The sequence below is a fragment of the Niabella aquatica genome, assembly GCF_054779315.1.
The window spans coordinates 75,931-94,705 of record NZ_BAAGYM010000028.1 but is presented as its reverse complement, the minus strand read 5'-3'; the positions used below and the strand labels follow the sequence as shown (position 1 = coordinate 94,705).

Genomic DNA, 18,775 nt, shown 5'->3' with positions numbered 1-18,775 from the left:
ACATTCTTCTCCCTCATTTTCTTTGAATAATAAAAGCATAAAATAAAATGAAGCGAGTATTTATCATTTTGTCGTCAATAGAAATATTCTCCTTCCTGACAATTCTTATGGCAATTGGTTGCCGCAAGAATATGGCTCAAGAAAATGTAGAGCCAAATATTAGTTCGTTTATTGTTGTAAGTGTAACAACAACTTCTGCTAATTTTTTATTTGATGCAAGCAACTACTCTGCACTTTCACTTTCGATTGATGAAGGCATTCCTATTATAATTTCAGGCACAAGCTACACTGCAACAGGGTTAAACCCCGGTAAAAATTATAGTGCAGTATTAACAGCAACAAACAGTAACGGCAGTGTTAGAAGTAGTCAGACTTTCACAACATTACAAAGTAGTACCGGCGGAATAGGTTTTCCCCAAGGTGATCTTGTAACAGTCCAACCTTATTGCCCGTATGGCTATAACTCAAATGGGGACTATAATCAGCCTATTATGAATAGGCCTGTTCAACTTAATATTAGCGGTATTAATAACTATTATCAGCGGCTACAAGAGCCGAGGGCAGTATGCTTTCATAACTTTGCTTGTTTAATTGATATGGCCAATACCGGAATATCATCAGAAGAAAGAACAGAACTTGCTAAGTTAGGTACATCGTCAGTCGCGCTTGCAATTCCGTTATCAGACGGCACATTCGGCACGTTTTGTTCAGGAACATTGGTTCGCAGTTCAAAGGACAATAATTATTATATTGTTACGGCAAATCACTGTTTTGATGACAAAGGTTATATGGCAAACGTATATGCGTTATTTAATTATCAAACAGATTATTGTAGCGGACAGGTAGATTTTAGTAAAATTAAAGATAACAATATAGCTGTTTATGTTTATTTAGTTCATAAAGAAACTGACTTTGCCTTGTTACAACTTGCAACTGCTCCGCCAACAAACATAATACCTGCAAGTATCTCACTCAATAGCCTTACGTTTAACGATGATAGGATTGTTTCCATTTCTCACCCTTTTGGCTTAGAAAAGAAGGCTTCTTTTGTTAATCAATGCCTGCCATATCAGCCATATTATCCAAACCAATACGTTATTTCAACGATTGGAGAGCAATTAGACCACGGCAGCAGTGGAAGTGGAATATTTTCTAAAGACAGAAATACAGGAGTATTCTCGTTAGTAGGAACTTTGACAGGCCCTCTTTTTTCCGAAAGACGATTGCCTCCTTGTGGCTCTAACATTGCCGGAGCATACGATAACCCTATGTTATCATATGGACGATTGAATAGAATAAAACCTACGTTACAAAAATTGTTTCCATAGTTCGATATTATCCCAGCTATGTGGGCGTCTTCGCTTCGCATTTATATTATACCTCCTGGCGGTTATGTATAACAGAAAACTATTGGATAAATTTTAAACAGGCTTTAAGTATAGAAGACCGGTCTGCCTGCTAAAACCCATAAAGCACATTAATAAAAACATTTCTTCCCATCCTGGGTATACGGTTCCAGTCTGCAAAGGTGCTGTAATACTTATCCAGGAGATTTTCTACTCCGGCTTTTATGGTCAGCTTATGGTTATTAAAATTCAGTTGTTGCGATGCCGATATATTAAATACAGTATATGCTTTAGCCGGTGTTTCTCCAAATGTGGCGCTGTACCTGGTTTGAGCCAATGCTCCTTCCATGCTGGCCTCGGCCATGAATTGATGACGCTGGTACTGCAGGGTAGTACCATAGCTGAGCGGCTGTATAAGCGGCAACCTGAGTGCTCCTGATCTTCCTGACCGGTAAACCGTTTTACCGGATAAAGAGAGCGCTTTCATAAATTGGTAGACAGCGGACACGCTTGCATTGAAGACCATTGCCTGTGGTAACTGCTCATATACTTTTACGCCGTTAGCGCCTATGGTCATCGGAGAAAGATCAGGATTGGGTTTCCCGATGATATAACCGGATATTCTGAAAAGATTGGCCTGCGCTTCTATGGAAAAATTTTTGGAAGTAAAAGAAGATACCGCGTTTAATTCTAAAGATCTTTCCTTTTGCATACCGGGGTTACCTATATAATCAAAACGGTCAAAGCTGTTAAATAAATAATACCCATAGCCTTCAGAAACAGCAGGGGCTCTCTCTCCATATCCTAAACCAGCGCCCAGCTTCCACTGTTGTTGCCGGTAATTTACCTTTGCGCTGATATTATTTAATAACCTGGTGTTACTTTTCTGCATTTGCGGGTAAAATATTTTCAGACTTTCAAAGCCTTGCTCATCTTTTACTATATTATTATTGATACCAGAGCCCAGGGTGAATGCTGTACTCCAGTTATTATTTATAGTAATATGATCTTCTATAAATATGCCGCTGTAAAGGCTATGCACATCGGGCCAGGTAAGCATAAACATATCTTTTTCTGCGGGGTTGTTGGAAAACATGGTCATTTCTGCCAGAGAGGTATTATAATATCCTGACAGGTTTGCCAGCCAGTTATGTTTACCTCCTGCACCACTGAGTTTAGAATAAAAGCCACCGGTCCTGGCCCATCCCGGCATATCCATACGTATGGGCACTACCGGGCGTTTACTGTCATCCATGATATGGGTCACGGCATTATAGTAAAGTTTGGTTTCCCAGTTTTCAATAAAAGGAGATAAATGGTGGTGCTTATATGCTACCGAGCCTATAAACGCCCTGGCTAATGATACATCCATAGGCAATGCAGGATATCCGACATTCATGGCTCTGTCATATATTACCGAAGCTGATAATTGCTGGTGGTCGTTCATTTGAATACCGGCGTTAGCAGAAACATTATATTTGGTAAACTGGGAGTACAAAATCTCTTTCCCTCCCCCGGCTTTATAATTGTTGGCATCCCTGTATGTAAAATCAAAATCGGTAAAGAATCTGCGGGAAGCATATTGCAGACTGGTACCGGCAATTTTTTGCATGTTGGCCGTTTCCAGGCCTGTAAAAGCACTGCCATTAAAACCGCGGTCACTAAAGCCTGCTGTCTTTCTTGCTAAATTGATACTGCCTGCTATGGTAGCGCCATTGGCTGCGCCAGACTGGCCGCTATGTATATCTGCTTTGCTTAAATTGGTAATTTCAACATAAGAGGTAACGGGGTCCATTTTATCGGTACAGGCGCCGAATATACGCATGCCATCAACAGTGATCACAGAACGTTCTGTTGCCATGCCGTTCAGCAATGGCTCCCAGGCATAAGCGCCGCGCTTTATCATATTGATGGTATTATCATTTTCCAGGTATCCATCTAAAGTGGAAAGTACCTTGACTTTTTTATTGCCTGAATGCTGTTGGGCAATTACGATAATATTTTCCAGCTGTATATGGCGGATACTGTCGTAGTGATATATAGAGTCCCTTTGTGCCTTTGCCATTAATGGAAGGCAAAGGCACAGCAGGAAGCTGCTGCATTGTCGGTTCATGAATTATTTTTTACTGTTGGTATTAAAATGCCTGGTAAATTGTAAGCTGATTAAAATTCTATTTCAAAATAAATACTACTGCTTTCATTAGCGGTAGTTACAGGTTCGCCTTTTAATATAGTACCGGACTGATTTTCCAGCTGCAGATTAATTTTCCAGTATCCCGTCATCGTGAGGCTCAGTTTACCGTGATATATTTTATCTGAACCGCTTTGTTTCAGATCGGTATTGTTGGGAGAACTATGGTTACCCATGCCGGGCATACGCGGATCAATTTTGATAGTGTAGCCGTCCACCGTTTGAAATGTCATCATATCCTGCATTTTAAACACCATTGCCTGTATGTCGTTCACTGCTACTTTGGGGTTCGCAGGTGCTATCAATGCTATTATATAATTTACATTATCGTTTCCTTTAAATGATACAATATTTCTTTTGGCAGGAGCCGTAACATTTATTTTGCTGCCGGCGGAATAGCTATTTCCCCCAATAGTGTAATCAATGCCCAGCTCCCAGTATTCGGTATCGTTACCGGCCATCTGGAATACTATAAAACCTTCATATAACGAATGCTTACCGGCCACTTTAGTGACAGGTGAGTAGGGGCAGGCATGCTGCATGTTCATCATGTGCATTACAGGTTTCCAGCTTACGGTGGCATTGTTTACCAGGCCGCCATCATTATTTTTTATTTGAAAGAATACTTTATTATAGCCTTGCTGGAATGTACCGCTTTCGGTGTACAGCCCTATTGTATGTGTGGCATTGGTAATGGTTGCTGCCAGTGTTAAACCGGCTGTTTCATCATTATTGTCTTCGGGTATATTTTCTTTGGTGCAGGACGCAAAAGTAACTGCCAGCGCCAGCACGCTGATATATTTTAATAAATTCATTGTATATAATTTAAGCAATAGAATATCTGATCATACCTTGAAGCGATATGAATCATTTGTATAAGACCCTGTTATCGGCGGGCACATAAAAGTTTCCGGCGTTTAGATGTTGGCAAAAAGGCGAAACAACAGTTTTTTACCTGCATCAGGCAGGTATCAGCAATACTGCGGAAAAGTTTCAGGTACCCGTATGTAGCTTAAAAAATCGGGAGGCTTATCGTTTCGGGAAAGGTATAAAAAAGAATACCGGTTGTTGGCATAAAGAGGGAAAGCCCTTGTTTGAATATCATTAAAAGCGGGATCTTTCAATAGCGTTGCAGGTTCCTGGTAGTACAGGAAAACCTCTTGCTGTAAATGGGCAAGCGCCGCAGCCCCATCCTGCTGGTCCTGCTCTTTAGCCATTTGGGCCAGCTTGCATTTGCCGTTACATTTTAGCGCAGGCCTTGATTTGTTTTCGCACAATAAGCTTACAAATAATGAGGTGTTGGCCTTATAAAAAATAAGCAGCGCGCTGTTTTTTGTGACACACAAAAACAGTAGAAAAAGCAAAATAAAAGCGGCTGTTTTACGAAGTTTTAACACCTGGTCTAAAAATTAAAAGCTGCGCGAAGGTAACAAAAATGGCTGATATATGGCCATGCATGCCCTGAATTCAGACAAAGTTATCCGATTTATTACAGCCAAAGTATGATCGTGGTCATAAGTCTTTAAGCGTATAAAAAATAGTTTTGTGTTCTTATGCTCCAGGTAATAATAGTCACTGTAAAATACGTTTATAATGAAAAATAATAAGCTTTCAGGTATTTCAAAAGTCTTGCTTGTTTTAGCTGCTTTGTGTTTGATTATATCACTTTTTGTACCTGTCTGGAATATTTATCTCGATGCTCCGCAATATCCCGAAGGTTTGATATTACAGATCTGGGCTAACAAGCTGGCTGGGGATGTGGACATAATAAATGGCCTTAATCATTATATAGGCATGAAAACCCTGCATGCCAACGATTTTGTTGAATTTACAGTTTTACCCTATATAATAGCAGTCTTTGCTCTTTTGTTTTTGGCTATAGCTTTTTGGGGTAAGAAAAAGGGACTGTATATGGTTTTAAGTTTATTCATACTGTTTGGTATAGTTGCAATGGCCGACTTCTGGAAATGGGAATATGATTACGGACATAATCTTGATCCCGATGCAGCTATTAAGGTTCCGGGTATGTCTTACCAGCCTCCTTTGATTGGCTTTAAACAGCTGCTTAATTTTGGAGCTTATTCTATTCCTTCCACAGGCGGATGGTTGTTTGTAGCTGCAGGCCTGTTACTGGTTATAGCTGTAGTTCTGGAAATAAGAAAGCGCCCGCGTGTTCCGGTTAAAACTTTGGTTATGGCCATAGCCGTGCTAGGTATATTTTCTTCCTGTAATACCGATGAACCGGTAGCTATCGACTATAACAAAGATACCTGCGCATCCTGTAAAATGTCTATATCGGAAAGCCGTTTTGCAGCAGAGCTGATTACAAAAAAAGGCAGGGTATATAAGTTTGATGATATTTCCTGTATGCTGGATTATATCAATGCCAACAGTCCGGACATAAAGAAATACTATATAGGTGACTATATGAAGGGCGGGCAATGGCTGGACGCACTTACAGTTTTCTATGTGCGTCATCAAGAGGTACGCAGTCCCATGGGAGGTAATACAGCTGCTTTTAAAAGTAAAAACGAAGCGGCAGCATATGCAGTAAAATACAATACAAATATTTTGGTATGGCAGGATTTGCTAAAGACAACTGCTGCAGCTGATCCTCATTGATATATTTATGTTCACTAAGAAAATATATTACATTACTGTTGTTTTTTACATTTTATTAGCCCATGCTGCTTATGCCGGGGTAATATATGTTGGGGAAGGGCAAAGGATTGCTGCAATTAAAAAGGCGATTTCTGTAAGTCATGCGGGCGATACTATTCTGGTAAAAAAAGGAATTTATAAAGAAGGCAATATTATTATTGATAAACCAGTATACCTGATGGGAGAAGATATGCCGGTGCTGGATGGCGAGCTGCAATATGAAGTTTTATCAGTAAAAAGCGATAGTGTAACCATTTCAGGTTTTGTTATTCAAAATTCTGGGAGAGGAGTGATGGATGATACAGGCGCTATCAAAGTATATAACGCTGCCAACGTTAAGGTGACGGGTAATGTATTACTCAATAATTACTTTGGTATTTACCTGCAATATGCGGCTCATTGCCTGGTAAAGAGCAATGTCATCAAAGCCTCTCAAAAGGAAGAAAGTCAGTCAGGTAATGGTATCCATTGCTGGAAAAGCGACAGCCTGCAGATCATTGGTAATAAAATTGAAGGCCACCGCGATGGTATTTATTTCGAATTTGTAACAGGCTCTGTTATCTGGCGCAATGTTTCAAAGTATAACCTCCGTTATGGTTTACATTTCATGTTTTCTCACAGCAATGCCTATATCACCAATTATTTCAAAAGCAATGGCGCCGGAGTAGCAGTAATGTTTACGAAAAAAGTAGTGATGATGAACAATACTTTTGAAGAAAACTGGGGTGATGCAGCTTATGGTATATTATTTAAAGAACTGTCCGACTGCTATCTGTCTGGCAACAGGTTTATAAAAAATACAACCGGTGTTTTTTTCGATGGCAGTAACCGTATCATTGCAGAACGGAATCTTTTCCAGGCAAATGGCTGGGGAATGCGGATGCAGGCCAACTGTATGGATAATACGATCCGTAATAACAATTTTATTGGCAACACGTTCGATGTTGCCACTAACGGTACGCTAACACTTAATCAATTCAGTGAGAATTTTTGGGACAAATATGAGGGTTATGATTTAAATAAGGACAAAATTGGTGATGTGCCTTATCACCCGCTTAGCCTGTATGCCGTTATTGTAGAAAAAAATCCTCCTGCTATGTTGTTATACAGGAGCTTTATGATAGGACTTTTGGACAAATCGGAAAAAATATTACCAAGCCTTACACCGGAGAATTTTGTTGACAATAAGCCTCGTATGGGGCCTTACAGTTTATGATAGAAGTAAAGAATATAAGCAAGCGTTTCGGAAAGCTAAAGGTCCTGGATCATTTGGATCTGCATTTACAGAAAGGAGAGTGCATTGCCCTGATAGGCCCTAACGGTTGTGGAAAGACAACGCTTATTAAATGTATTTTAGGAATGGTTCTGCCGGATGAAGGCGAAATTATTTTTGATGGCAAACAGGTGATGAATGATGATGCATATCGCCGGCATATTGGGTATATGCCACAGATTGGGCGCTATCCCGAAAATATGACCATCGGGCATGTGCTGGATATGATTAAAGGTATTCGAAATGACGGCAGTGCTTTAGATGAAGACCTCTATCATCAGTTTGAAATAGCCGGTATGCTAGACAAGCGAATGCGTACCCTGAGCGGGGGCACTACTCAAAAGATAAGTGCTACACTGGCTTTCCTTTTCAATCCCTGGGTATTGATATTAGATGAGCCTACCGCAGGCCTTGACCCGGTTGCATCTGAAATACTGAAAGAAAAAATAATCAGTGCAAAAAGAAAAGGCTGCCTTGTTCTTATCACATCGCATCTCCTTAGCGAGCTGGAAGATATAGTGAGCCAGGTTATTTTTATGCAGGAAGGTAAGCTGATACTGCATAAAAATGTGGAAGAGCTAAAGTCGGTAACCGGTCAAAAATCAATAGCCAGGTCTATTGTACATCTTTTAAAAACAGAAACAGAAAACTGATGACAAGGATTTTGAAATATGTGGCGATAGATATTCTAAAAAACAGGGTAGTAATCGTATATGCTGTTATGCTGGCGCTGTTTTCCTGGAGCGCTTTCAGTTTAGAGAATAATAGTACTAAAGGCGTATTAACGGTATTGAATATTATATTGCTGACCGTTCCGTTAATGTCGGTTTTATTTACCACTATATATGTGTACAACAGTAATGAGTTTATTGAATTACTCGTAAGCCACCCTGTGAAGCGAAGTAAGATCTGGAAGGCTTTGTTTACTGGCCTGTCATTAAGTATGGTAGTGGCGTATATGATTGGGGCAGGCATCCCTTTGTTGATTTTTGCAAATTGGGATATAGCATTGATCATGATCACAGCCGGCTCTTTATTGTCGGTTATATTTGTGGCCATTGCATTTCTAAGCAGTATCCTTACCCGGGACAAGGCAAAGGGGATCGGTATTTCCATAATGTTGTGGCTGTACTTTGCATTATTATTTGACGGGCTGGTATTATTTATCTTTTTTCAGTTTGCAGATTATCCTGTCGAAAAGATGGTGGTAATGCTAAGCGCGCTGAGTCCGGTGGACTTATGCCGTATCCTTATTCTGCTACGCTTAGATGTATCGGCAATGATGGGCTATACGGGTGCTATATTTAAAAGTTTTTTTGGAACTAATGCTGGTCTTGTTTTATCTTTTACATTGCTCGTATTATGGGTAATTGTTCCTTTTTACATATCGGTACGAAAGTTTAAAAAGAAAGATCTGTAACAGTTATGATTATGACCGCTATTATTTAATCTGCAGCCTGATGCTGTATAAAAGCATTAACAATGAAACCTGATGTATCTAACAGGGAAGACATCGAAATGGTGGTGCGCTCATTTTACGAAAAAGTAAAAGAAGATGCAGCCATTGGTTTTTTCTTTACAGAAGTTATACCGGTTGACTGGAAAAAGCACATTCCATTAATGTGCGCTTTCTGGGAAAACGTTTTATTTTTCAGCGGGAATTATGAGGGGAATCCCATTACTACTCATCGTGGTATTAATCAGCGCTTTGCTACAAAGCCTGAGCATTTTCAGAAATGGCTGGATCTATTCAATACTTCTGTAGATGATCTTTTTGCCGGTGTCAATGCAGACAAAATGAAACAACACGCCGGGTCAATAGCTTCTGTTATGATGCAAAAAATGTAGCGACAATTCACTTTATTATTCTCTGACAAACAAGATAGACGGTTGCAGAACTTTCCTGTGTAAATCTATGGATTCCATAAGCCATATCCGTTCGGATTGAGTACTATTATTTCTTACAAAATACACAAAGGATCGCAGTGCTCTTTCTGTGTAAGCCCTTGTATTTAGTAGTGAGCAATATTTATTTATTCATCCTTTATATTAAAAGCCCGGCTGATTTGTATGATGGCTAACCCGGTCGTGCTGCATAATAAAACACCTGCGGCTACCAGTAACATTTCGTTGATATACGGAATCGGTATATAAGCAAAAGCTGCAAGTCCCTGTATGCCTAACAGGCATTCATTAAGCGTTATACCTGCCAGGAATCCCAGAGCAGCCAGTTTTGCAGCTTTGGTAGGTCGTATTATTTTTTGACAGAAAAGATAGCCTGTTAAAAAAAGGCTGTAAACACCTAATAACACCAGGTGCAGGTATGCAATTACTACCGGTCTGTATCCAAATACCAACTGGCTTAGTGATGGAATAACTGAAACCGTCTGTAAAACAAACTTTATGGTAAGCGCAATAGCCGAAATATAGAACAGCATCTTTATCCAATAGGGTAATGTGCCGGAGGTCTGCGGGCTGTAATATTTCCACAATTTCGGCAGCAACGAAATCCAGCAGGAAAGTTGCACAAAGGTTGCAGCTACCGTCAGTAAATAAAGCCAGGCTGGTAGCTTCACCCACAATACAGACAGGAAGAATGTGGGTACAACAGTAGCAGCAAAAAGAACAAAATGCTTTTTAAGAGAAGGGAATCCCTTAGGTACATAAGCTGTAACTAAGGCCATGCAGCCAAAAAGGAACCAGCCATTGTATTGAAAATGCAGGTAAAAGTAAACGGAACCGAGATAGATATCGTGCTGGACATTTTTAGAAGCCATCATATAGGCCAATGAAAGCGGCCCTGCAGCAGATAGTACATTAAGCAATAAGGCAGCTGTAGCCCAGTATGTTGAAGGGTGGGAAGCCGGAAGGTGTTTGCTATCCCTTATAAAAGCAACGGCGTAGATTATTGCTATTAATATAGAAATAGTAGAAAAAGCAATGGATACAGCTTTGTAACCCTGTATAGTAAATGCTGCCAGCATACCAAATGCCGACACAAGATTGCATGCCAGCAGCACCTTGTATTTTTTTTGTTTGGCGTGAGGCAGATGAGGAGATAAAAGTATGGCAAACCCCGTGTATAATATTTGGCTGATCCACCCGCTAAAGGCAAAATGAGAATGGGCGTGCAACAGGTGCTTCTGTTCAAAGAAAGGAAAACTAAAAGCTATTTTGTAACGCATTAAAAAGCCGTAAAGCGCTACAATAGCGAGGTTAAATAATCCCCATCTTAACCATTTAACGATACCTGGATCAGCCATCAGAAATAAAGTTTATGATCTTCTATTTTCACTGCTCCTTTGTTTTTCATCCGCATTAAGGTGCGTATAACAGTCTCCACCCGGAGGCCCGTAAAATCGGCTATTTGTTGCCTTGTATAGCATACCAGCTCCTTTTGGCCATTGTTTTTATGCTGTTTGTTGGTTTTTAGAAACTGCATAATCTTTTCCTCTGGAGTATGCTGCACCCATATTTGCACTGATGATGATTTGTTATAAATGCGTTCTGCAAAAGTGTACATCATTCTGTTCACCAGCTCGGGATAATCGTGTAAAATATCAAGGAAATGTTCTTTCCGTACCTTAATAATAACGCTGTCTGCCATTGCCTGTGCAGTGCAGGGATAGGCCTTTCCCAGTAACAAAGGCGGTTCTCCAAAGCATTGTCCTGGTTTAAAAATGCCCTGGTTTAATTCTTTACCCTCTGTATTGGTAGAGAATAGTCTTACTTCACCAGAAAGCACCTGGTAATAATAATAAGGCATAGTATCTTCATGAAAAATAAAAGTTCCCTTTTCAAATTTCCTGGCAATACCACCATACGTAACTAATATGTCATAATCTATCTGCATCTGTACAAATATCAATGCAGGAACATTCCCTGCATTGATGTGTAACTCGTTATTCAACAATAAAGGTTCCTTTCATCATGGCGGAGTGTCCGGGGAAAGAACATAAAAATTCATAATTGCCCTTTGGCGGAGCAGTAAATTCTATTGAATCAGATTCGCCACCGCCTATTACTTTGGTATGGGCTATTATGTCTTTTTCCCGGCCTGCGGGAATATAATCGTTGTCCTTGGCATTAATAGCTTCATTGGCAAATTCAGTGAGCGAAATTCCCTGTGCTAATAATACAAAGTTATGCCCCATTGCAATTTTAGGAGATTTTCCTGTATGATGTAAGGTGAGTTTTACCGTTTGCCCTTCTTTTACTTTTATTTCGGAAAGGTCAAACTTCATATCATCGCCGCCGTTAATAGTTATGAAAGCTTCTGTTGATGTTTTGGCTTCAGGTACGGTAGCTTCGGCAGGTACAGTTTCAGCCTCATGAGCGGCCGGAGTGTCGGGGCTGCCACAGGAAGTAACTAATAAAGCTGTGATGCTTAAAAAGAGTATTGTTTTTTTCATTTACTGATGATTATGAAGATTAAAATGTACAAGTGATTATGACAATCTAAGCTGTTTTTCCAATTCAATAGCCTTTGGAAAGAGGATATTATTTTCCAGGTGGATATGAAGGTGCAGGTCTTCCTCGAACTCCTTCAGTAAAGAAAAAGTAACACGATAGGTATTGCATGCATCTTCCGGCGGCGTATAGTTATCGGTTAATTCCGCTATCTTCTGAAAACGCGCTCCTTCACTGCTGTGTTCATCCATCATAACACTAATAGGGTTTTCAACAGTGCCAAATGCCGGCCGGCTGGGGCCTTCTGTTATTGTTTTCCTGATATAAGGGAAGAGGATTTGTTCTTCCTTTTTAAGATGCTCTGTCAGCTCGGTTGCTGATGCAGCAAACAAATATTCAACCTGTAATAGTTCCGGGTGGCGCTCACCATGTACCCGTGCCACTTTTTGAAGGAATGGCGTAATTTCCCTGATCCTGTTTTTTACATACCGGTGATGTTTCTTTTCAATGTAGTCGGCAAGCAGGTCCGGCGGCCACGACTGGTAATCAATATTGATATTGCCACGGTGGACCGAAACTTGCAGCAGGTGCTGGATCAGCATATCGATGGCTACATGTTTTTGTTCGCAGGCTTCCTGGATGGTACGGTTGCCGTTACAGCAAAAATCAATGCCATGTTCTTTAAAGACAGGAGCTGTTCTGTAATCGCGGGCTACCAGTTCACCTACAATTGTTTCTTGTGTGATACTCATGATATTCAAATTCTATTTATTAAGATATAAAGATATTTTTATCTTTTATTATGTCAAAAAAATTATCGCTTCAAAAAAGTAAGCTGCTTTTCCAGCTCCTCGGAAAAAGTGCCCAGTTTGGCGTTTTCCAGCATTTGTTTGATCTCTTTTCTTATTTTTTTAAATTCGTGGTGGATAGGGCAGGGGTGAGTTTCTGAACATTGTCTTAACCCTAATCCACAACCCTCAAATATTTTGTCGCCATCCACCGTTTTTACAATATCGGCCATGGAATATTTCAGAGAGGTTTTATCATGATAAAATCCGCCGTTGGGCCCTTTTACAGACTGTACCAGGTTTTTCCTGCTCAGATCCTGTAAAATTTTGGCTACAAAATGTTCAGGCGAATCAATACCTTTTGCTATCTCTTTAATACCTGCCCGCTCACCGTCTTTCGACTTTTGGGCTATGAATAACATAGCACGAATTGCATATTCACAAGTTTTTGAAAACATCCGCCGGAATTTAGGGTACAAAGATAAGAGATAATTGATAAATAAAAGAGTTTTTTATCTTTTATTTTGATCAAACAAAGTGCGATATCCCGTATTACCAATCTATAAGGTTTCTGAAACCTTACAGGTTTTTTACTTTCTCACACCACATCCTGGCATTGATAAAAGCTTCTAACCACGGCGAAACTTCATCCTGCCTGCCAGTAGGGTAGTTGGCCCAGTTCCATTGGAAAATAGAGCGTTCGATATGCGGCATGGTTACCAGATGACGACCCGTTGCATCGCACATCATTGCGGTGTTATAGTCCGATCCGTTCGGATTATGCGGGTACTGATCGTAAGCATATTTTGCTACAATATGGTACTGGTCTTCCGTATTGGGTAAATGGAATTTTCCTTCTCCGTGTGAGATCCAGACGCCTAATGTTGTTCCGGATAAGGTTTTCAGCATAATAGAATTATTTTCCTGCACTTTTACCGAAACGAAATTACATTCGTGTTTACCGGAGTTATTGTGATGCATTTTGCCATGTTCAGCATGATCCGGGTTGATGAGCTCCAGCTCCATAAACAGCTGACAGCCGTTACAGATACCTACAGACATTGTATCGGGGCGGGAAAAGAAATTGACCAAAGCTTTTTGGGCTTTCTCATTATATAAGAAGGCTCCTGCCCAGCCTTTCGCCGAGCCTAATACATCCGAATTGGAGAATCCGCCTACGGCTCCAATAAACTGGATATCTTCCAGTGTTTCGCGGCCGGATATGAGATCGGTCATGTGGACGTCTTTTACATCGAATCCTGCGAGGTACATGGCATTCGCCATTTCACGTTCGGAGTTGGAACCTTTTTCGCGGATAACAGCCGCTTTTGGTTTTGGAGATTTTTCGCTATTACCCGAAATAACGGGCCTTTTGCCATTGAAGTGTACGGGGAACTTATACACTAATGGCTGGTATTTATAATTATCAAAGCGTACTTTAGCCAACCCGTTTTTCGTCTGTTTATCATCTAAAAGGAAAGATGTTTGATACCAGGTATCACGGGCTACTGCAATATTGAAAGTAAAGGTATCTTCATTATTTTTGAAATTGATGTCAGTACCTTCAAGTACTGTTCCGATTTTCACCGCATTAATTCCTGCATCTTTTAAAGCGGTTTCAAAAGCCGTATTGTCTTTGGCTTGTAACACCCATGCAATATTTTCATTGAACAAAGCTTTTACAGTGTCGGCTTCATTTAATACGCTTAAATCATAATTTGCCGCCAGGTTCACATCTGCAAAACACATTTCCAGTAATGTTGTAATCAATCCTCCACTTCCCACATCGTGCCCAGCAGCGATTTGATTATTGTTGATTAATTCCTGCACTGTATTAAATGCTTTTGCAAAATAGGAAGCATCTTTTATATCGGGTGCTTCTGCGCCGATTTTATTATTGATTTGTGCAAATGAAGAACCGCCTAATTGGAATGCATCTTTCGACAGGTTGATATAATAAACCGCACCTGCATTTCTCTGTAAAACAGGCTCTACTACTTTATTAATATCTGTACAGTTTCCGGCAGCGGAAATAATTACCGTTCCCGGGGCAATCACGTTTTCACCATCCGGGTATTTCTGTTTCATCGAAAGCGAATCTTTTCCGGTTGGAATATTGATGCCAAGCGCTATTGCGAAGTCAGAGCAGGCTTTTACGGCCTCATATAAACGGGCATCCTCACCTTCATTGTTACAGGCCCACATCCAGTTAGCAGAAAGGGAGATACCTTTCAGGCCTTTTTTAATAGGAGCAAAAACAATATTCGATAAAGCTTCTGCAATGGCGTTTCTTGAACCGGCTGCAGGGTCTATTAATGCAGTGAGGGGCGAATGTCCTACCGTTGTAGCAATACCTTCGGCAGATCTGTAGTCCAAAGCCATCACGCCTACATTATTCAAGGGCAATTGTAATGGCCCCGCGCATTGTTGTTTAGCCACTCTGCCGCCCACACATCTATCCACTTTATTGGTCAGCCAGTCTTTACAGGCTACTGCCTCTAATTGCAATACCTGCTCCAGGTAAACCGGAACTTTTTGGACATCATAAGAAAGGCTGGTATATTGATACTTAACTTTCTTATCTTTCATGATGGTTTTTGGGGAAGAGCCGAAGAAGTCTTCCAGCGCATAATCCATTGGCTTTTCACCGGTTTTTTTCGATTGGAAAGTAAAGCGATGGTTGCCGGTAACATCACCTACGGTATACATGGGCGCACGTTCCCTGTCGGCTACTTTTTGTAAAATGTCGATGTCCTTTTCACTGATTACCAATCCCATTCTTTCCTGCGATTCGTTACCGATAATCTCTTTGGCAGAAAGCGTGGGATCGCCAACCGGCAATTTGTCTAAATCGATTAAGCCTCCGGTTTCTTCCACCAGTTCCGACAAACAATTCAAATGGCCGCCTGCACCATGGTCGTGGATGGAAACGATCGGATTATTATCAGATTCCACCAACCCGCGAATGGCATTGGCTGCGCGTTTCTGCATCTCAGGGTTGGAGCGCTGAACCGCGTTAAGCTCAATACCCGAACCAAAAGCGCCGGTATCGGCGGATGAAACTGCAGCACCTCCCATCCCGATCCGGTAGTTCTCGCCACCCAGCACTACGATTTTATCGCCTTGCCTGGGTGTATGTTTTTTTGCCTGGTCGGATTTGCCATATCCAACGCCTCCGGCCTGCATGATCACTTTGTCATATCCTAACTTGCGGCCATTTTCTTCATGTTCAAAAGTCAGCACAGAGCCTGCAATAAGAGGTTGACCGAATTTGTTACCAAAATCAGAAGCGCCATTCGATGCTTTGATAAGAATATCCATCGGTGTCTGGTATAACCATTGGCGCTCCTTCATTGCTTTTTCCCAGTTTCTTGGGTTGATCACTTCTCCTGCTGCTTCCGTAACAGCTCTCTGTTCGATGGTGACAGGGGTTTGTTCCAACCGCGAGTAAGCGGTCATGTAAACCGCTGTTCCGGCCAAAGGCAAAGCTCCCTGGCCACCGGCTAAACGGTCACGGATCTCACCACCCGAACCTGTGGCTGCACCGGCAAACGGCTCGACTGTTGTGGGAAAGTTATGGGTTTCTGCTTTTAAAGATAAAACAGATTCAAATTCCTTTTCTTCATAGAAATCCGGCTTGTCGGCTGATCTGGGGGCAAATTGTGTTACTTCAGGGCCTTTAATAAAAGCTACATTATCTTTATATGCCGAAATGATCTCATTGGGATTGTTTTCGGAAGTTTTTTTGATCAGCTTGAATAAAGAAGCCGGCATTTCCTCGTCGTCAATCACGAAAGTTCCGTTGAAGATCTTATGGCGGCAGTGTTCAGAATTGGCCTGGGAGAAGGCAAATACTTCAGAATCCGTTAGCTTACGCCCGATCTTTACCGATAAATTGTCCAGGTATGCCACTTCTTCAGGGCTTAAAGAAAGCCCTTCCTGCTTATTGTAAGCATCAATATCCTCAATTTCCAGTACCGGTTCCGGTGTAATATGAATGGTGTACATTTCCTGAGTAAGCGCCGCATATTTTTGTGAGATCATAGGGTCAAAATCATTGAAATCGGCAGGCACGGGGTAAAATTCCTCGATCCTGGTAATACCGTTGATCGCCATGTTTTGAGTAATCTCTACTGCGTTGGTGCTCCAGGGAGTGATCATGGCGGCGCGAGGGCCTATATAATAATGGTGTATGATGCTGTCGTCCAGTCTTTTAGCATTGCCGAAGAGCCAGTTCAGCTTTTGAATGTCGTCTGTAGAAAGGTTTTTATCAGTCTGAACACCATAAACAGTGTTCCGGGGGTTCACAAAGAAGTGGATCATTATATTAAAGCGTTTGGGCTTTTCGTCAAAAAATAGAAGCGCGAAATTAACCAAACTTACCGGGATGTACAAGTTTGACTATAATCAATTTTGTAAGTAATTCCACGCCCTTACCGGGCGATTTTAAAAAAGGGCTGCCAGATATTTTGACAGCCCTTTCATTATTATTCAGCGGTTTTATTAGAATGTGCCTCCGTCTGTATCATCTCCTGATAAATTGATCTGGTAACTATATCTTCCGCTATAGCCCGGATAAATACCCACCAGCTCAATTACACTTCCTCTTACACTTGCCAGGGCTTTTGCCAGATCATCTGTATTTTTAATTTCTGCTCCGTTTACGGAGGTAATAATAAAGCCCTTTTCCATTCTTGTTCTCCTTAATGGCCCATCTGCACGGATATTGGAAACTTCAACACCCCCCTTGATTCTTAATTTGGTGGCCTGTTGCGTATCAAGGTTTTTCAGATCAACGCCCAACCTGTCGCCAATGGCTTCTGCAGATGAGATCTGGGCTATTTTGGATTGTGCAGAAAGTGTTACATCTGCTGTGGTTTCTTTTCCGCCGCGCAGATAGGTAATTTGTACCTTATCACCAGGTTGTGCACTGGCCAACGAGCCGCTTATTTCAAGACCTGAAGTAATGTTCCTGCCATTGATCTTGGTAATGATATCGCCTTTTTTAATACCGGCTTTGGCAGCTCCTGCATTGGGATCGGTTCCTAAAACATATACTCCATCCTGAATTTTAGCCCTTTTCAGGTATTCTTCGTTCTGAGCGCTTTGAGAAGAATAGGTAATGCCTAAATAGCCGCGTTTTACATCACCAAATTTCACAATATCATTCACTATTTTCTTAACAATGCTTGATGGTATGGCAAATGAGTAACCTGCATAAGTGCCACCGGGTGCAAGAATGGCAGAGTTGATACCAATAAGCTCTCCGTTGGTATTGATCAATGCACCACCGCTATTTCCCGAGTTTACTGCCGCATCAGTTTGAATAAATGATTCTACCGGCGATTCACTTTGCTGGCTGTTGATACCTATGCTTCTTCCTTTGGCACTGATAATACCGGCTGTTACAGTAGCTTCAAGATTGAATGGATACCCTACAGCCAATACCCACTGGCCTAGCTGCAGGTTATCGGAATTGCCATAGATCAGGTAAGGAAGATTAGTGGCATCTATTTTTAAAACAGCCAGATCGGTACTGGGATCACGTCCTACTACTTTGGCGGTATAAGTTTTGCGGCCTTCATTCAGGGTTACTTTAATTTCAGGGGCAATACCTTTTCCGTCCCTGTCGGAAATAACGTGGTTATTGGTAACAATATATCCATCCTGGCTTATAATAACGCCACTACCTGATGCTCTTTGCTCCGGAACGATCTGGGGGCCAAACCCACCAAAAAAGTCCCCGAAGAAGTCCTCGAACGGATCCCCGCTTCTGCTGTTAGGCAGGTCATTGGTTAATTTTTTAGCCGGGATTTTGGTTTTAATATGCACAACTGCAGGTACTGCAGATTGAGAGGCTTTTGTAAAATCGGTTGCCTCTGCTGCATTGCCTTTATTGTCAAAAAAACCTGCATAATTTACCGGAAGCTTACCATCAACAGGCATGCCCAAATTGGCAGATGGCCCCCTGAAAAATTTTCCGTAAATGTAAACTCCTGCAAAAGCTGATAGTAAGCTAATTACTACCACTAATAATAACTGTTTAACTTTCATATTCTTTTTCACTTTTTATAATGAATGATTCAAAAACTATTCCTAAGTACAT

Annotated in this window: 16 protein-coding genes; 6 read left to right on the top strand and 10 right to left on the bottom strand. The window is 41.2% G+C overall.

All coding sequences use genetic code 11. From position 1 onward, the window contains the following. The first annotated feature begins 47 nt into the window (after positions 1–47). Positions 48–1,328, top strand: coding sequence for a S1 family peptidase (locus ACYVBM_RS18180; RefSeq protein WP_460687123.1), 1,281 nt, complete (start codon positions 48–50; stop codon positions 1,326–1,328). A gap of 130 nt (positions 1,329–1,458) precedes the next feature. On the opposite strand, the gene ACYVBM_RS18175 is transcribed toward ACYVBM_RS18180, so the two are convergent. The 3 genes from ACYVBM_RS18175 to ACYVBM_RS18165 all read right to left on the bottom strand — a co-directional run bounded on the left by ACYVBM_RS18175 (position 1,459) and on the right by ACYVBM_RS18165 (position 4,754). Next, on the bottom strand, positions 1,459–3,459 hold the full coding sequence (locus tag ACYVBM_RS18175; protein ID WP_460687122.1) for a TonB-copper family protein: 2,001 nt from the start codon (positions 3,457–3,459) through the stop codon (positions 1,459–1,461). A 50-nt stretch (positions 3,460–3,509) separates the two neighbouring features. Beyond that, positions 3,510–4,352 carry a hypothetical protein gene (locus ACYVBM_RS18170; RefSeq protein WP_460687121.1) on the bottom strand — a complete coding sequence of 281 codons (843 nt, stop codon included), beginning with the start codon at positions 4,350–4,352 and terminating at the stop codon, positions 3,510–3,512. A gap of 156 nt (positions 4,353–4,508) precedes the next feature. Next, positions 4,509–4,754, bottom strand: a complete 246-nt coding sequence (locus ACYVBM_RS18165) for a hypothetical protein (protein WP_460687120.1) — start codon at positions 4,752–4,754, stop codon at positions 4,509–4,511. A gap of 376 nt (positions 4,755–5,130) precedes the next feature. On the opposite strand from ACYVBM_RS18165, the gene ACYVBM_RS18160 reads away from it, so the two are divergent. The 5 genes from ACYVBM_RS18160 (at position 5,131) to ACYVBM_RS18140 (ending at position 9,319) form a co-directional block, all read left to right on the top strand. Next, positions 5,131–6,159 carry a nitrous oxide reductase accessory protein NosL gene (locus ACYVBM_RS18160; protein ID WP_460687119.1) on the top strand — a complete coding sequence of 343 codons (1,029 nt, stop codon included), beginning with the start codon at positions 5,131–5,133 and terminating at the stop codon, positions 6,157–6,159. A gap of 7 nt (positions 6,160–6,166) precedes the next feature. Continuing rightward, positions 6,167–7,414 carry a nitrous oxide reductase family maturation protein NosD gene (locus tag ACYVBM_RS18155; protein ID WP_460687118.1) on the top strand — a complete coding sequence of 416 codons (1,248 nt, stop codon included), beginning with the start codon at positions 6,167–6,169 and terminating at the stop codon, positions 7,412–7,414. Beyond that, the gene (locus ACYVBM_RS18150; protein WP_460687117.1) at positions 7,411–8,124 is read left to right on the top strand and encodes an ABC transporter ATP-binding protein; all 714 of its coding nucleotides are present in this window, start codon (positions 7,411–7,413) and stop codon (positions 8,122–8,124) included. Before ACYVBM_RS18155 ends, ACYVBM_RS18150 begins: the two co-directional genes overlap by 4 nt. Then, positions 8,124–8,891, top strand: a complete 768-nt coding sequence (locus tag ACYVBM_RS18145; protein WP_460687116.1) for an ABC transporter permease subunit — start codon at positions 8,124–8,126, stop codon at positions 8,889–8,891. The genes ACYVBM_RS18150 and ACYVBM_RS18145 overlap by 1 nt, the downstream gene beginning before the upstream one ends. A 62-nt stretch (positions 8,892–8,953) precedes the next feature. Further along, positions 8,954–9,319: a group III truncated hemoglobin gene (locus ACYVBM_RS18140; RefSeq protein WP_460687115.1), complete on the top strand. Its 366-nt coding sequence runs from the start codon at positions 8,954–8,956 to the stop codon at positions 9,317–9,319. A 185-nt stretch (positions 9,320–9,504) separates the two neighbouring features. Here ACYVBM_RS18140 and ACYVBM_RS18135 read toward each other — a convergent pair whose 3' ends face one another. From ACYVBM_RS18135 to ACYVBM_RS18105, 7 genes are all read right to left on the bottom strand, one after another. Beyond that, positions 9,505–10,734, bottom strand: a complete 1,230-nt coding sequence (locus tag ACYVBM_RS18135; RefSeq protein WP_460687114.1) for a hypothetical protein — start codon at positions 10,732–10,734, stop codon at positions 9,505–9,507. After that, positions 10,734–11,381, bottom strand: coding sequence for a Crp/Fnr family transcriptional regulator (locus ACYVBM_RS18130; protein WP_460687113.1), 648 nt, complete (start codon positions 11,379–11,381; stop codon positions 10,734–10,736). The genes ACYVBM_RS18135 and ACYVBM_RS18130 overlap by 1 nt, the downstream gene beginning before the upstream one ends. After that, complete coding sequence (gene azu / locus ACYVBM_RS18125; protein WP_460687112.1) at positions 11,374–11,883, bottom strand: azurin; 510 nt, start codon at positions 11,881–11,883, stop codon at positions 11,374–11,376. The genes ACYVBM_RS18130 and azu overlap by 8 nt, the downstream gene beginning before the upstream one ends. A gap of 36 nt (positions 11,884–11,919) precedes the next feature. After that, entirely contained in the window at positions 11,920–12,633 is a 714-nt protein-coding gene (gene ric, locus ACYVBM_RS18120) for an iron-sulfur cluster repair di-iron protein (protein ID WP_460687111.1), read from the bottom strand. Between the two features lie 62 nt (positions 12,634–12,695). Then, a complete protein-coding gene (locus ACYVBM_RS18115) occupies positions 12,696–13,127 on the bottom strand; it encodes an RrF2 family transcriptional regulator (RefSeq protein ID WP_460687110.1) in 432 nt (143 codons plus the stop codon). Positions 13,128–13,248: 121 nt separating this feature from the next. Further along, positions 13,249–16,992 carry a phosphoribosylformylglycinamidine synthase gene (gene purL, locus ACYVBM_RS18110; RefSeq protein WP_460687109.1) on the bottom strand — a complete coding sequence of 1,248 codons (3,744 nt, stop codon included), beginning with the start codon at positions 16,990–16,992 and terminating at the stop codon, positions 13,249–13,251. A 180-nt stretch (positions 16,993–17,172) separates the two neighbouring features. Next, a complete protein-coding gene (locus ACYVBM_RS18105) occupies positions 17,173–18,723 on the bottom strand; it encodes a trypsin-like peptidase domain-containing protein (protein ID WP_460687108.1) in 1,551 nt (516 codons plus the stop codon). Positions 18,724–18,775 lie beyond the last annotated feature (52 nt).